Source organism: Pseudophaeobacter sp. A-200-2, assembly GCF_041008815.1.
Classification (GTDB): Bacteria; Pseudomonadota; Alphaproteobacteria; order Rhodobacterales; family Rhodobacteraceae; genus Phycobacter; species Phycobacter gallaeciensis_A.
Genome location: NZ_JAXGFU010000003.1, coordinates 368,452 through 383,195, shown reverse-complemented (window position 1 = coordinate 383,195; position 14,744 = coordinate 368,452). Strand labels below are relative to the sequence as shown.

Sequence of the window (14,744 nt, the reverse complement as noted above, 5' to 3'; positions counted from 1 at the left end):
TGTAATTTCTAAACCTAACTTTAGATCAAGGTATTTTTCATCACGTCAGGGAAGGGATCCGACATGGCAAAATCCGCAGGTGTTTCGATTGGCTATCTGGCAGAGCGCACCGGGCTGGCCGTCTCTGCCATCCGGTATTACGAGGCGCAGGGTCTGGTAGAGCCCTGGCGCAATGCGGGCGGGCAGCGGCGGTTCCTGCGCTCGGATCTCAGGCGGCTCAGCTTCATCATGATCGCGCAGCAGTTCGGGTTTTCCCTGCCGGAGATCCGCGAGTATCTGAAAAACCTGCCCGGCGGGCGCACCCCGACGCAAGAGGATTGGGCGGCGATTTCCTCGGACTTCCGCGATCATCTGGATCAGCGAATCGAGACGCTTATGAAGCTGCGTGATAACCTTGATGGCTGTATCGGATGCGGCTGCCTGTCCTTGCCGAGATGCGCGCTATATAATCCGCAGGACAAGGCAGGAGAGAAGGGCACCGGCCCGCGCTATCTGATGGGGGACAGCCCAGAGGTTGAAAATGACGGATGAGCGTCGGAAATGAGTATGTTTTATACGGAAAAGCCCGTTCTGCTGGAACGTAACGCAGAGTATGGATTGACCTTTGTAATCCCCAAACGCTAAGCAACCGCGAAAGAAAATTGCGCCCAGGACCATCTGTCCGATGGGGACAGAAACGAACGATAGCCAAGGAGCACATCATCTATGGCCGAGATTGAACGCGAAGCGATGGAATATGACGTTGTGATCGTCGGGGCCGGCCCTGCGGGTCTGTCGGCGGCGATCCGTCTGAAGCAGCTGGACAGCGACCTTGAGGTCGTGGTGCTGGAAAAAGGCTCCGAAGTGGGCGCGCATATCCTGTCGGGCGCGGTTCTGGATCCCTGCGGTCTTGATGCGCTGATCCCCGACTGGAAGGAAAAGGGCGCGCCGCTCAACACGCCGGTCAAGGAAGATAACTTCTACATGATGGGCGAGTCGGGCGAGGTGCGGATCCCCAACTTCCCGATGCCGCCGCTGATGAACAACCACGGCAACTACATCGTCTCCATGGGCAATGTCTGCCGCTGGATGGCTGAACAGGCCGAGGAGCTGGGCGTCGAGATTTTCCCGGGCATGGCCTGCTCCGAGTTGATCTACGGCGACAACGGCGAAGTCAAAGGCGTGGTCGCCGGTGTCTTCGGTCTGGAGGCCGACGGCTCTTACGGTCCCAACACCGAGCCGGGCATGGAGCTGCACGGCAAGTATGTCTTCCTCGGTGAAGGCGTACGTGGCTCGCTGTCCAAGGAAGTGATCGCCAAATACGGCCTGTCCGATGGCAAGGAGCCGCAGAAATACGGCGTTGGCATGAAAGAGATCTGGGAGATCGACCCGGCCAAACACAAGGAAGGCACCGTCACCCACACCATGGGCTGGCCGCTGAATTCCAACGCTGGCGGTGGCTCCTTCATCTACCACCTGGAAAACAACCAGGTTTACGTGGGCTTCGTGGTGCACCTGAACTACAAGAACCCCTACCTGTTCCCCTACATGGAATTCCAGCGGTTCAAGCACCACCCGATGGTCGCCGAACTGCTGGAAGGCGGCAAGCGCGTGGCCTATGGCGCCCGCGCCATTACCGAAGGCGGCTGGCAGTCGATGCCGAAGCTTGTGGCACCCGGTGTGGCGCTGCTGGGTTGCGCCGCAGGCATGGTCAACGTGCCGCGCATCAAGGGCAACCACAACGCCATGCTGTCGGGCAAGGCCGCAGCCGAAGCCGCATATGACGCCATCAAGGCCGAGCGTTCCGGTGACGAGCTGTCCGCCTATGAAACAGACGTGCGCGAAGGCGCTATCGGCAAGGACCTCAAGATGGTCCGCAACGTCAAACCGATGTGGTCGAAGTGGGGTCTCACCGCCTCGCTGATGCTGGGTGGTCTGGATATGTGGACCAACAACATCCTTGGCCTGTCCTTCTTTGGCACCCTTGGTCACGGCAAGAACGACGCCGAAGCCACCGAAGAAGCCAGCAAGCACAAGCCGATTGATTACCCGAAACCCGATGGCACCCTGTCCTTTGACCGGCTGACCAACGTCTCCTTTGCGATGACCAATCACGAGGAAAGCCAGCCTTGCCACCTGCACCTTGGCAATGCGGATACGCCGATCTCGGTCAACCTGCCGAAATACGACGAACCGGCGCAGCGCTATTGCCCGGCCGGCGTCTACGAGGTGGTCGAAAAGGACGGCAAGCCGGAGTTCGTGGTGAACTTCCAGAACTGCGTTCACTGCAAGACCTGTGACATCAAGGACCCGAGCCAGAACATCACCTGGACCACGCCGCAGGGCGGTGACGGGCCGAACTATCCCAATATGTGATCCGGTTTGGGCAGATCTGCCCGCAGCCGGGCGGATTTCCTCCGGTTTTGCCGGAAATAACGCAAAAGTGGGGCGCCTTCCGAGGCGCCCCATTGCGTGTTGTCAGCGCCCGGATTACCCTTTTTCACAATCACGAATACATACCCTTGGGGGAGGTCCCGGTGCCGGTTCAAAATCTTCGCAACCTGTCATCCGCGGCGCTGGTTGCGCTGTCTGTTTCGGTCACATCCACGCTGGGCCTTGCGGCGCCAGTTGCAGCCAACGGATTGGCGGGGGCTTACCTCGCTGGTCGTGCCGCCACCTATGAGAGTGATTTCTCGGCAGCTGCCGAATATTACACCCGCGCTCTGGTCCGCGATCCGAAGAACCCCGTGTTGATGGAAAATGTGGTCTTTGCCCAGCTGGCGCAGGGCGATCTGGATCGTGCACTGCCAGTGGCACAGCGCCTGTGGGAGATGGAGCTGCGCAGCCAGGCGACGAATATGGTCATGGTGGGCGATTTCGCCCGCCGCGGCGCCTTTGTCGACATTCTGGCGCGGGATCTGGCGATCCGCGATATTCACCCGCTGGTGGATGGGTTGCTGACAGCCTGGGCGCATATGGGCGAAGGGGCTGTCTCCGCCGCGATGCAGAGTTTCGAAGCCCTTGCCGAAGACCAGAACCTGCGCCCCTACGCGCAGTTTCATCAGGCGCTGGCGCTGGCCTCGGTCGGGGACTACGAGGGCGCAGAGGCGATGTTCGCCGCCGAGGATGGCAAGCTGACCCGCCTGTCGCGCCAATCGGTTCTGGCGCGGATGCAGATCCTGTCGCAGCTGGGGCAGAACGAAAAGGCGCTTGAGGTGCTGAGCGGGGCCTTCAGCAGCGGCTTTGATCCGGCGCTTGCGGATTTGCGGGGCCGACTTGAGGCAGGCGAGGCGCTTGGCTTTACCATGGCGCCCGGCCCGGTCGAAGGGATCGCCGAAGTCTTTTTCACCATGGGATCGGCGCTGAATGGGCAGCAGGCGGATGACTATGTGCTGATGTATGCCCGCATGGCCTCGGTCCTGAACCCGGATCACGTCGATGCGGTTCTGCTAAGCGCGGAGCTCTTGGACAAGCTGGGCCGCTTCCCGCTGTCGATTGCCACCTATAAACAGGTGCCGCGCAGCCATCCCGATTATTATGCCGCTGAAATGGGCCGCGCCGAGGCGCTGCGCCGCTCGGCCAAACCGGACGCCGCAGCCGAGGTATTGGCGCAACTGGCAGAGATCTATCCTGAACTGCCGCAGGTTCAGGTCAGCCTGGGCGACCTGCTGCGACAGCAGGAAGACTACACTGGCGCCGTGACCGCCTATGACAAGGCGCTGACCTACACGCCCGAGCAATCGCCGAGTCGCTGGTTCCTCTATTATGCCCGCGGCATCTGCCACGAAAGGCTGGATAACTGGGCCGAGGCCGAGGCCGATTTCCGTGCCTCTCTGGCGCTGGAGCCGAACCGCCCGCAGGTGCTGAACTACCTTGGCTACTCGCTGGTGGAAAAGCAGAAGAACCTAGATGAGGCGCTCGACATGATCGAGCGCGCCGTCGCAGCACGTCCCGAGTCGGGCTATATCGTCGATTCGCTGGGCTGGGTGCTGTATCGTCTTGGCCGCTATAGCGAGGCGGTGGGCCACATGGAGCGCGCGGTGGAATTGATGCCAGTGGATCCGGTGGTGAATGACCATCTTGGCGATGTGTTCTGGGCAGTAGGCCGCCAACGCGAGGCGGAATTCCAGTGGAAACGAGCGCTGTCCTTCATCCACTCTGGCGAAGGCGATGGTGAAGCCGATCCCGAACGGATCCGCCTCAAGATCGAGGTCGGTCTGGATGTGGTGCTGGAAGAAGAAGGTGCGGATCCCCTGAAGGTTGCCAATGGCGGTTGAGGCTTTCGCCCCGGCCAAGATCAACCTGACCCTGCATGTGACCGGCCAGCGCGCCGATGGTTATCACCTGCTGGCTTCTCTGGTGGCGTTTTGCGATGTCGGGGATCAGGTGCGGGTGCGCCCGGCTGAGGATCTGTCCCTGCAGGTAAGCGGGCCACGGGCGGCTGGCGTGCCCACGGACGGTTCCAACCTTGTGATGCGGGCGGCAGAGGTTTTGAAACCTGCCGGGCAGGGCGCTGAGATTACGCTGGAAAAACACCTGCCTGCAGCGGCTGGCATCGGTGGCGGCTCTTCGGATGCGGCGGCAACGCTGCGGGCGTTGGCGCAGCTTTGGGATGTGGAGCTGCCCGGCGAAGCGGATTTGTTAAGCCTCGGCGCAGATGTGCCCGTCTGCATGGCGCCGGGAGCCTGGCGCATGGCCGGGATTGGCGAGGACCTGACGCCGCTGCCACCCTTGCCGTCCTGCGATATCCTGCTGGTGAATCCTGGTGTGGCGGTCTCGACCCCGGTGGTGTTCCGCGGGTTGGCCTCGCGCGAGAATCCGGCCATGCCGCAGGACCTGCCGGGCTGGGGCGATGCGCTGGAGCTGTCGGCATGGCTGGCGCGGCAGCGTAACGATCTGCAGGCCCCAGCCGTGGCCGCTGCGCCGGTGATCGGAGAGGTTCTGGACGCGCTGCGTGGCTCGGGGGCGCTGTTTTCGGCCATGTCCGGCTCTGGCGCCACCTGTTTTGCGCTGTTCGAACCTGACGAGGGGCAGGCGCAAAGCACGGCAGAGGATATTCGTGCGAAACACCCTGACTGGTGGGTGGCTTCGGGGCGCTTGCTCTAGGCGCGGGGGGCTCCCGCGCCTGTATCGCCGCATCAAAGATGCAGCGAACCGCCTTGGGCCCGGCAGCGCGCCTGCGGCGCGCTGTTTTCCAGATCTGCTGAGAGGCGCCTGCAGTGCAGGTCTGCGCTGCAGGCGCCACATCGAGTGTGGAGTTCCAAAATCCGCCTCAAGGGCAAGCCGCGCGCGGCGCGGAGGCTAACGCCTCCCTTGACCCGGACTTTGGAAGAAAGGGGCTGATATGCCGACTTTGGCGTGTTGCTCCGGCGGTTAGTGCAGCCGAGCCACCACGTAATCGGCGAGATCATGCAGCATCTGGCGGATCGGGTGCTCCGGCAGGCTTTGCAGCGCGGTCTTTGCCTTTTCGGCCCAAGCCATGGCGTCGTCGCGGGTGGCCTCCAGCGTCTTGTACTTGCCCATCAGCGCCAGAGCGTGGTCGAGATCGCCCTCTTCCTGGCGGCCCTTTTCGATGGTGCGGGTCCAGAAGGCGCGTTCTTCATCGGTGGCCTGCGCCACTGCCTTGATCACCGGCAGGGTCAGCTTGCGTTCGCGGAAATCGTCGCCGATGTTCTTGCCCGTCGCCTTGCTGTCGCCCTGATAATCCAGAAGGTCATCGGCGATCTGGAAGGCAATGCCCAGGGCATCGCCGTAATCGAACAGCGCCTTGATCTGCGCCTCCTCCACCCCGGCGATGACGCCACCGACCTCGGTTGCGGCGGAGAACAGCGCTGCCGTCTTGCCGCGCACCACCTGCAGGTAGATCGCTTCGTCGGTTTTGAGGTCGGTTGCCGCGGTCATCTGCAGCACCTCGCCCTCGGCGATGGTGGCGGCAGCATTGGCGAGGATGTCCAGCACCCGCAAAGAGCCGGTTTCCACCATCAGCTGGAAGCTGCGGGCAAAGAGGTAATCGCCGACCAGAACCGAGCTTTTGTTGTCCCACAAGAGGTTGGCGGTGGGGCGGCCGCGGCGCTGGCCGCTTTCGTCGACCACATCGTCATGCAGCAGGGTAGCGGTGTGGATGAACTCCACTGTGGCCGCCAGTTTGACGTGATTGTCGCCCTCGTAGCCACACATGCGCGCCGCCGCCAGGGTCAGCATCGGGCGCAGGCGCTTGCCGCCGGCCTCAACCAGATGGGCGGTCACCTCGGGGATCCGGGGCGCGTGCTCGGAGGCCATCCTTGTGCGGATCAGCGTGTTTACCGCCGCCATCTCGTCGCTGAGGGTGGCTGCCAGCATTTCATGCGGCTTTTGCGTCATGACTTGGTCCATTGCTTTCCCGGCTTTCAGGCTCGACAAGGTATTGCCCTTGCTCTTAGATCCATCCCCATGAAGGAACTTCTGCGCAGCACCGATCCAACCGTCCTGGCCTTTGCCTCAGCCCTTCTTGAGGGAGAGGATATAGACTGCTTTCAGTTGGACGTAAATATGAGCATCCTCGAGGGCGGCATCGGAATTTTTCCGCGCCGCCTTATGGTGCATCCGGATGATTACGACCCGGCTTTGCGGGTGATGCGCGACAATGACATCCCGCTGGGCCAATGAGCATTTTTGCCGACGCGGATCTGACCTGTAACGATTTCCTGGGCGGCCGGGTGCGGCTGTATCAGCCCGTCAAAGGCTACCGTGCCGGGGTTGATCCTGTGTTGTTGGCGGCCGCTGTTCCGGCGCGGGCGGGGGATCATGTGCTGGAGCTCGGCTGCGGTGCGGGGCAGGCGCTGCTGTGCCTTGCGGCAAGGGTGCCGGGGCTGCGCCTGACGGGCGTGGAGTTGCAGGCGGCCTATGCCGACCTGGCGCGGCGCAATGGCGCGCTGAACGGGCAGGATGTCGATGTGATCGAGGCTGACCTGGCGCAGTTGCCGGTGTCTTTGCGCCAGACGCAGTTCGCCCATGTGATTGCCAACCCGCCTTACTACCGGGCAGGGGGGCACAGCCCGGCGCAGGATGCCGGGCGGCGGGTTGCCCTCGGAGAAGAGACACCGCTGCAGGACTGGATCGCCGTTGCCGCCAAACGGCTGGCGCCGCGCGGATACCTGCACATGATCCAGCGCGCGGATCGGTTGCCGGATATGCTGGTGGCCTGTGCCGGGAGGCTGGGGTCGCTGGAGGTGCTGCCGCTGGCGCCGCGACAGGGGCGGGCGGCAGAGCTGGTGATCCTGCGCGCGCGCAAGGAGGGGCGGGCGGAGTTCCGGCTGCACGCGCCGCTGATCCTGCACAAGGGCGCGCGGCACGAGCGGGACGGCGAAAGCTATCAGGAAGAGGTGGCCGATGTGCTGCGGCAGGGTGCGGCCCTGCCCTGGCCCGGGGAAAAGCGGCCCGCCTGAGCAGCCAATCCTCTATCGCGGCGAGTCGGTCGCCAAGACGGTGACGTGGTATCGGGGGCTGCCATCTGAGCGTCGCAGGGGCCTGTCCGAGCGGACGCCCATATGGGTAGGACCCTTGCGTCTTTCAAGCGTTACATAGTCGTTTTACCGTGGCTTTGCGCCTTTATTGCAAGGCTGAGCGGCGGTTTTTGGCAGTCTTCAGCCGATGCAACAAATTGATGACAAAACTGTGCGCCTGCAGCGTGACAGACGCATTTTCTTATGCTCCACTTGAGGTGTCCTGCTGACGCAGGGCGTATTTTGCTCAAAAAGGAGGAACGGCATGAGCCTCAGCTCGCATCTCACGGAACTGAAGAAGAAGCACGAGCACCTCAGCATGGAAGTCGAACAGGCCCAACGTGCACCCAGTACCGACGGTCTGGAAGTCGCTGCCATGAAAAAGCAGAAACTGAAGCTCAAGGAAGAGATTGAGCGATTGTCCGCAAGCGAACTGGCGCACTGACGCGCGAGCAACTCGGGCGCAGCCGCAAACCGGAGCAAAACCGGCACGGGCGGCGCGCCCACGATATGTCTGATGAAATTGGGCTGCCAGATCTGGTGGCCCTTTTGCTTTTGAAAGGGGCTGTCTGGGCGAACCGCGTGCGAGTGGTCAGGAATGCTGCATTCAGGGGTGGGCGATATCGGTGACCGGGATGATATCGAACCGCTCAGACACATAGGATGTCTTGTCGATCTCCCCCATGAACCAGTCGCGGAACGCCTTGATCTGGGGGCGATCCTCGGTGCCCTTGGCGCAGACAAAGCGAAACCGTCCTTCTGTTTCAATCGCAGTCGCGAAAGGGGCCACCAGACGCCCGGCGTGCAGATCGGTCACCACCATGGCGCGGCGGCCAAGCACGACGCCCGCCCCGGTCAGGGCGGCATCCACCGCATGGTCAGCCTGCGAGAAATGCGCGCCATGCGTGGGGGCAAAATCGATTCCGACGGCGGCGAACCATGCTGGCCAGTCGCAGGGCGGCTGCAGGAAGTTCAGGGATTCGTCGAACAGAAGCGGCGCCTCGGTCAGGCTTTCGGGGGTTTTGTATTTCTCTGCTAGTTCCGGCGTCATCACCGGTGTCATCCATTCCTTGCGCAGGGGCAGGGACCAAAGGCCCTCGTCCGGGCCGACGCCAAACCGGATTGCCACATCGACCTCGTCGCGCTGGAAATCCATCTGTCTGAGTGTCGCGGAAAAGCGCAGGTCGATTTCGGGATGGGCGCGCGCAAATTCATAAAGACGCGGCGCCAGCCATTTCGCGGTAAAGCCTGGACCAGCGGTCACCGTCAGTGTGCTGTTGTCCTGCAGCCGCCGGGTGGCGCGCCAGGCATCGCCAAGAATCTCGAAACCCTCGGCGGCGCCTGGGGCCAGCGTGCGTCCGGCCTCGGTCAGCTCCACCGCACGGTTGAGCCGACGGAACAGCGGCGCGCCGAGGTGCTCCTCGAGCGATTTGATTTGAAAGGACAGCGCCGCTGGGGTCACGTTCAGCTCCTCTGCCGCCTTAGCAAAGGACATGTGGCGGGCGGCGGCATCAAAGGCGCGCAGGGCGGTCAGGGGGGGCAGGCGTTCTGGCATGGTCACATAAGTAATACTTAACTGAATGGCTGAAAAGTCTCGTTTGTAAGTTTTTTCACCCGCAATCATATTGGTGTCAGGTTAATGATGCTGATCCGAAACGGAGGTTTGCGAGATGGAATATACAGTCAACGCCGATATCAAACTGGCCATGCAGCGTGCACATGAAGAACGCGGCCAAGTGCTGAAATCCTTCTGGGCGCGCCTGTTCCGCCGTGGCAAGCCTTCGCTGGTCAGCACAAGGGTTTCCCGCTGGGCATAGTGCACATGTCCTTACGGGATTGAAAAAGGGCCGGTCCATCAGGACCGGCCCTTGTTGTTTTTACCATTGCGCACTCGGATCAGACGAAGAACTGACCGCCGTTGGCGGAAATGGTCGACCCGTTGATGAAGCCTGCGTCATCAGAGGCCAGGAAGGTCACGCAGCGGGCGATTTCCTCGGGCTCGCCCAGGCGGCCGGTCGGGATCTGTGCGATGATCGAATCACGCACCTTTTCCGGCACGGCCATCACCATTTCAGTGGCGATATAGCCGGGGCAGATCGCGTTGGCGGTGATGCCTGCGCGGGCGCCTTCCTGCGCCAGGGATTTGACGATGCCCAGATCGCCTGCCTTGGTGGCAGCATAGTTTACCTGAGCGAACTGACCTTTCTGACCGTTGATCGAGGAGATCACGATGATACGGCCAAACTTGCGCTCGCGCATGCCGGGCCAGATCGGGTGAATGGTGTTGAAGACGCCGGTCAGGTTGGTGTCGATCACCTGGTGCCACTGCTCGGGCGTCATCTTGTGGAAGGGGGCATCGCGGGTGATCCCAGCATTTGCCACCACGACGTCAATGGGACCCAGATCGGCTTCGACCTTTTCGATACCGGCCTTGCTTTCCTCGTAGTCGCCCACGTTCCACTTGTAGGTCTTGATGCCGGTTTCCTCGGTGAATTTGGCCGCGGCTTCGTCATTGCCGGCATAGGTGGCTGCGACGTCATAGCCTTCGGCCTTCAGAGCCTTGGAAATTGCTGCGCCGATGCCGCGGGAGCCGCCTGTGACGAGTGCAGTTCGTGCCATTGAGTTGTCCTCCAGTGATTCATTTACTTGGTAATCTTGCTACATGCAGAGGTTAGTTTGAGCAACAATATTGCGCAATGGATTTTGCTGCGCCGCCGCATAAATTGTCGCACCCCTGACAAACCTTTGAAGCCTAAAAGAAAAGGGCGCCAAGATGGCGCCCTTAGATATGTCCGGTTACGAGGCCACGTTACGGGCGCTCCACGCACATGGCGACGCCCATACCGCCACCGATGCAAAGCGTGGCGAGGCCTTTCTTGGCACCGCGCCGCTTCATTTCAAACAGCAGCGTGTTCAGAACCCGGCAGCCCGAGGCGCCGATGGGGTGGCCGATGGCGATGGCGCCACCGTTGACGTTGACGATGCTTGGATCCCAGCCCATTTCCTTGTTCACGGCGCAGGCCTGCGCGGCAAAGGCTTCGTTGGCCTCAACCAGATCCAGATCCGAGGCGCTCCAGCCTGCCTTCTCCAGCGCCTTGCGGGAGGCGTGGATCGGGCCGACGCCCATGATCGAGGGATCGACGCCAGCGGTGGCATAAGAGGCGATGCGGGCCAGCGGCTCGATACCGCGTTTCTCGGCTTCATCGGCGCTCATCAGCAGGGTGGCGGCAGCACCGTCGTTCAGGCCGGAGGCGTTGGCAGCGGTGACCGATCCGTCCTTGGTGAAGGCGGGGCGCAGTTTCTGCATGGCTTCGATGGTGGCGCCGTGACGGATGTATTCGTCGCTGTCCACCACGATGTCACCCTTGCGGGTCTTCACGGTGAAGGGGGTGATTTCATCGGCGAACTTGCCCGCCTTCTGGGCGGCTTCGGCCTTGTTCTGGCTGCTGACGGCGAATTCATCCTGCTGATCGCGGGAGATCTGCCATTTTTCGGCGACGTTTTCGGCGGTCTGGCCCATGTGGTAGCCGTTGAAGGCGTCCCACAGACCGTCGCGGATCATGGTGTCGATATACTTCATGTCACCCATCTTGTGACCGGCGCGCAGATGGGCGGCGTGGGGCGACAGGGTCATGCTTTCCTGGCCACCGGCGCAAACGATGGCGGCATCGCCCAACTGGATGTGCTGTGCGCCGAGGGCCACGGCGCGCAGACCGGAGCCGCAGACCTGGTTGATGCCCCAGGCGGCGCTTTCGATGGGCAGGCCGGCATTGATATGTGCCTGACGGGCCGGGTTCTGGCCCTGAGCGGCGGTCAGAACCTGACCGAGAATGGTTTCAGAGATCTCGCTTTTGTCGACGCCGGCGCGGGCAACAACGGCCTCCAGAACAGCGGCACCCAGATCATGGGCGGGCGTATTGGCGAACGAGCCGCCAAAACTGCCGACGGCGGTCCGTGCGGCGGATGCGATTACAACATTGGTCATTGATATGGGTCCTCTGCCATCAATTAACTCCGGAGATGTTGCACCCGCGCGGTCGGTGGTGAAATCAAAACCCCGCGATGGCAAACACGTCCTCCCGTACTCCGGGGCAGGCATAGCGTATTGCTGCACCTGCAGCAATCGACAGGGTGTCCCAGCGGCTGACGGGAAGTCAACCGGCATAAACGCAAAAAACCACCGGTGACGGTGGCTCTTTTTTGGGGGTCATGCGGTCAGATGCACAGAAGGCCCTGAAACAAGGAAGCTATTCCCGAACGCTGCAGCGCAGCGGGTCAGGCGCGGCTGCGTTCCTTCAGTTCCTCCAGCCAGGGTGGGCTGACCGTCGGGGCGCCGAACAGGAAGCCCTGCATGCAGTCAACGCCGATGGAAACAAGGTATTGCGCATCGGCTTCGGATTCCACCGACTCGGCCACCACCAGCATGTCGAACTGCTTGGCAATGCCGACCAGAGCGCAGGTCACGGCCTGATTGTCGGGATTGCCGCTGATGCCGCGGATGAACTGACCGTCGATCTTGACCGCGTCAAAGAAGAATTCGCGAAAGTGAGCGATGGCCGTGGTGCCGGCCCCGAAGTTATCCAGCGCAAAGGCGATGCCGTGTTTCTGCAGCCGCTCCATGAAGTCGATGACCAGCTCTGGCGCGGCCATGGCCGAGGCTTCGGTGATTTCCAGAACCAGACGTTCGCCAATGGTGGAGTCTTTCTTCAGGAAGCGGTTCAGCACGTCCATCCAGCGGCCGTAGCCGATGGAGCGCGCCGACATGTTCACGGACAGGCGGATCTGGGGCGACTTCATCAGCGCCCGCAGCCCGTGCTGCAGCGCCAGACAGTCCAGTGCGCGGCCGATTTCCTTTTCCTCGACCACATGCATGAAGTCACGGGCAGGAATCACCCGGCCGGTGGCATCCAGAACCCGGATGTAACCCTCATAAAAGGCGGTCTGATGCGGGGGCATGGCCTGCATGACCGGCTGGAAGGCCAGCATCGTCTGGTCATGCTTCACCGCCTCGGCAACCATATCCAATGTGGACCGGTCGCGGGATACTACCGCTGCGTTCAGTGGGTTTTCTGAGCCTTCTGGCAGGTCCGCTTTTTTCCAGCGACTGTGTTTCACTGTTTTGCCCCCTGGCTATACCTGTGCCTGATCATGTGCATGGAAACTATGCGTTGCTTTGCACTCTCGGACAAAAGGGTAAACCATGGATTAAATTTAAAACTTTAGGAAAAGTCGCATCTGATGTCGCGGCCCGGTCTGTCAGGTCGGGCCGGTTGGTTGTTCAAATCCCGGTGTGCCGCGGTCACCCGGGTTGCGGGCCAGGTGCTTCGCCTTGATGGTTTCGCTGGTGTCGCGGCTGCCATCGTGGCTGTAGCCGGGCGGCGCCAGCGCATAAAGCAGCCGTTGTTTCAGGGTCAGGCCAGGCTGCGTCATGTCGCGGAAGATGCCGACCCATTCGTGAAAGGCAACGCGCAGCGGGTTGAAGGTGCCGATGTTGTGGACAAGGCCGTAATCGACGCGGTCGTTCTCCTGCTCGGGAACAAAGGTGCCGAACATCCGGTCCCAGATGATGAAGACGCCGGCATAATTACAGTCCAGATAGCGCGGGTTGCGGCCATGGTGGGCGCGGTGGTGGCTGGGGGTGTTCATCACCGCCTCGAACCAGCGGGGCATCTTGCCAATCGCTTCGGTGTGAATCCAGAACTGGTAGATCAGGTTGAGGCCACCGACGAACAGCACCAGCGCCGGGTGGAATCCCAGCAGCACCAGCGGCGCTCGCACCACCATCATGAAGGTGAAGGTGCCGGTCCAGGTCTGCCGCAGCGCGGTGGTCAGGTTGTAATGCTGGCTGGAGTGATGGTTCACATGACTGGCCCAGACCCAGCGTACCCGGTGGCCGAACCGGTGCACCCAGTAATAGCGCAGATCGTCCAGCACGAAACAGACCAGAACCGCCCAGATCGACGTCCCCATATCAAGCGGCGTGAGCCGCCACAGAACCATGAAGAACGCCCAGGCGATGAAACCCAGCAGGATCCCTGCCGCGACGCTGCCCGCCCCCATGATCAGCGAAGTCAATGCATCGCGGGTTTCATACCGCCCGCCCCGGCCTTTGATCGCGATCCACAGGAACTCGGCCAGGATCGCCGCGATGAAAAACGGCACCGCGTATTGGGTCACATCGGGGTAAGAGATTGGATCGCTCATCGGCGGGGTTCCTTCAGGACGGGATCATCATCTGTTGCCAGTCTGCGCGTTCGTGCGGCGCAAGAGAGAGCGAGACGCCCGGCGTGCCAAAATCGTGGAACTCCAGCCTGAGGCCGGTTCCGGTTTCAAAGACATCAAAATCAATAAGATGGCGCGCCACGGTATCGGCGCCAAAGGCCCAGAGAAGGCCGGTTCCGCCCTCGATCCGCACCAGCGCGGCGTGGCCGTTTTCGGCGATCAGCACCTGGTGGATCACATCATCGGGGAAATGGCGATGCCACTCGGCGCGGGCGTCCTCGACCGACAGCACCGTCTGCGCCGAGCGGCCCGACAGGTGTAGGATCGCGGCGACCGCGCTGACGCCGCCGATAACCATGATCAGCAGGATCTCTAGTGGCATATGCTCCTCCCTGATCCCTACATTGGCGGACCGGGAAGGAGCCTGTCAAAGGTCGCGTGAGGTCAAGCCGTGATCGGGGCGCGGCCGGACCCGTTGCGGGATGCGCAGATCAATGCGTTGCAATCATCTCTTTGATGATCGCCTTGGCGCTGTCGCTGTTCCATTCCGCATCGCCCAGAAGGCGGGCAACCTCTTCGCCTTCGCGGTTGATCAGAACGGTAATGGGCAGGCCGATCACTGCCATGTTGCGGGCCAGCGCCTGTTTCGGATCGGTGTGGCGGGGCAGGCCGGTGATACCGTTTTCCTCGAAGAACTTGACGATACCAGCAGGGGAATTGCGCCCGGTGGCGATGGTCAGGACCTCGAAGTCCTCGCCGCCGAACTCTTCCTGCAACTCGGCGATTTGCGGCATTTCCTTGCGGCAGGGGGCACACCAGGTCGCCCAGAAGTTCAGCAGAACGATCTTGCCCTGATAATCGGTCAGCGTGGCGGTGCCGCCATCGTTTTCCAGAAAGAACTCCGCGTCAGAGACGGGGCGCGGCTCGGAATGGACGACCAGCCGTTTCAGACTGTCGGCGCGCAGCGCCTCCAGCGTCGCGACATCTGCGGCGAAGGCGGCATTTGCACCCAAGGCAAGGGCCATATAAAGGGTGAGGTGACGAAACAGACGCATGTTATCT

The 14,744-nt window shown here is 61.8% G+C and carries 16 protein-coding genes; 8 read left to right on the top strand and 8 right to left on the bottom strand.

From position 1 onward, the window contains the following. Window positions 1-63 precede the first annotated feature (63 nt). The 4 genes from soxR to SM766_RS06740 all read left to right on the top strand — a co-directional run bounded on the left by soxR (window position 64) and on the right by SM766_RS06740 (window position 5,085). A complete protein-coding gene (soxR, locus tag SM766_RS06755) occupies window positions 64-531 on the top strand; it encodes a redox-sensitive transcriptional activator SoxR (protein WP_368947300.1) in 468 nt (155 codons plus the stop codon). A 174-nt stretch (window positions 532-705) separates the two neighbouring features. Further along, the gene (locus SM766_RS06750) at window positions 706-2,355 is read left to right on the top strand and encodes an electron transfer flavoprotein-ubiquinone oxidoreductase (RefSeq protein WP_274827582.1); all 1,650 of its coding nucleotides are present in this window, start codon (window positions 706-708) and stop codon (window positions 2,353-2,355) included. 161 nt (window positions 2,356-2,516) lie between these two features. Next, window positions 2,517-4,256: a tetratricopeptide repeat protein gene (locus tag SM766_RS06745; RefSeq protein WP_368947299.1), complete on the top strand. Its 1,740-nt coding sequence runs from the start codon at window positions 2,517-2,519 to the stop codon at window positions 4,254-4,256. Next, entirely contained in the window at window positions 4,246-5,085 is an 840-nt protein-coding gene (locus tag SM766_RS06740) for a 4-(cytidine 5'-diphospho)-2-C-methyl-D-erythritol kinase (protein ID WP_368947298.1), read from the top strand. Before SM766_RS06745 ends, SM766_RS06740 begins: the two co-directional genes overlap by 11 nt. 267 nt (window positions 5,086-5,352) lie before the next feature. Here the strand turns inward: SM766_RS06740 and SM766_RS06735 are convergent, their stop codons facing one another. Next, the gene (locus SM766_RS06735; protein ID WP_368947297.1) at window positions 5,353-6,351 is read right to left on the bottom strand and encodes a polyprenyl synthetase family protein; all 999 of its coding nucleotides are present in this window, start codon (window positions 6,349-6,351) and stop codon (window positions 5,353-5,355) included. A gap of 57 nt (window positions 6,352-6,408) precedes the next feature. Here SM766_RS06735 and SM766_RS06730 point away from each other — a divergent pair, with 57 nt between their 5' ends. The 3 genes from SM766_RS06730 to SM766_RS06720 all read left to right on the top strand — a co-directional run bounded on the left by SM766_RS06730 (window position 6,409) and on the right by SM766_RS06720 (window position 7,905). After that, window positions 6,409-6,624, top strand: a complete 216-nt coding sequence (locus SM766_RS06730; protein WP_065272484.1) for a putative signal transducing protein — start codon at window positions 6,409-6,411, stop codon at window positions 6,622-6,624. Continuing rightward, the gene (locus tag SM766_RS06725; RefSeq protein ID WP_368947296.1) at window positions 6,621-7,403 is read left to right on the top strand and encodes a tRNA1(Val) (adenine(37)-N6)-methyltransferase; all 783 of its coding nucleotides are present in this window, start codon (window positions 6,621-6,623) and stop codon (window positions 7,401-7,403) included. The genes SM766_RS06730 and SM766_RS06725 overlap by 4 nt, the downstream gene beginning before the upstream one ends. Window positions 7,404-7,725: 322 nt before the next feature. Further along, the gene (locus SM766_RS06720; RefSeq protein ID WP_065272486.1) at window positions 7,726-7,905 is read left to right on the top strand and encodes a YdcH family protein; all 180 of its coding nucleotides are present in this window, start codon (window positions 7,726-7,728) and stop codon (window positions 7,903-7,905) included. Between the two features lie 162 nt (window positions 7,906-8,067). On the opposite strand, the gene SM766_RS06715 is transcribed toward SM766_RS06720, so the two are convergent. After that, a complete protein-coding gene (locus SM766_RS06715) occupies window positions 8,068-9,015 on the bottom strand; it encodes a transcriptional regulator GcvA (protein ID WP_368947359.1) in 948 nt (315 codons plus the stop codon). 115 nt (window positions 9,016-9,130) lie between these two features. Here SM766_RS06715 and SM766_RS06710 point away from each other — a divergent pair, with 115 nt between their 5' ends. After that, complete coding sequence (locus tag SM766_RS06710; protein WP_156767922.1) at window positions 9,131-9,277, top strand: hypothetical protein; 147 nt, start codon at window positions 9,131-9,133, stop codon at window positions 9,275-9,277. Window positions 9,278-9,356: 79 nt separating this feature from the next. Here the strand turns inward: SM766_RS06710 and phbB are convergent, their stop codons facing one another. From phbB to SM766_RS06680, 6 genes are all read right to left on the bottom strand, one after another. Then, window positions 9,357-10,079: an acetoacetyl-CoA reductase gene (gene phbB / locus SM766_RS06705; protein ID WP_274827588.1), complete on the bottom strand. Its 723-nt coding sequence runs from the start codon at window positions 10,077-10,079 to the stop codon at window positions 9,357-9,359. 190 nt (window positions 10,080-10,269) lie between these two features. Next, window positions 10,270-11,445: an acetyl-CoA C-acetyltransferase gene (locus SM766_RS06700; RefSeq protein WP_368947295.1), complete on the bottom strand. Its 1,176-nt coding sequence runs from the start codon at window positions 11,443-11,445 to the stop codon at window positions 10,270-10,272. A gap of 290 nt (window positions 11,446-11,735) precedes the next feature. Next, window positions 11,736-12,575, bottom strand: coding sequence for an EAL domain-containing protein (locus SM766_RS06695; RefSeq protein WP_065272490.1), 840 nt, complete (start codon window positions 12,573-12,575; stop codon window positions 11,736-11,738). Window positions 12,576-12,716: 141 nt separating this feature from the next. Next, window positions 12,717-13,664, bottom strand: a complete 948-nt coding sequence (locus SM766_RS06690; protein WP_368947294.1) for a sterol desaturase family protein — start codon at window positions 13,662-13,664, stop codon at window positions 12,717-12,719. 13 nt (window positions 13,665-13,677) lie between these two features. Continuing rightward, window positions 13,678-14,064 (bottom strand): hypothetical protein, encoded by a 387-nt coding sequence (locus SM766_RS06685; protein ID WP_368947293.1) that lies wholly within the window; start codon window positions 14,062-14,064, stop codon window positions 13,678-13,680. A 109-nt stretch (window positions 14,065-14,173) separates the two neighbouring features. Further along, window positions 14,174-14,737 (bottom strand): TlpA disulfide reductase family protein, encoded by a 564-nt coding sequence (locus tag SM766_RS06680; protein WP_197492318.1) that lies wholly within the window; start codon window positions 14,735-14,737, stop codon window positions 14,174-14,176. Window positions 14,738-14,744 lie beyond the last annotated feature (7 nt).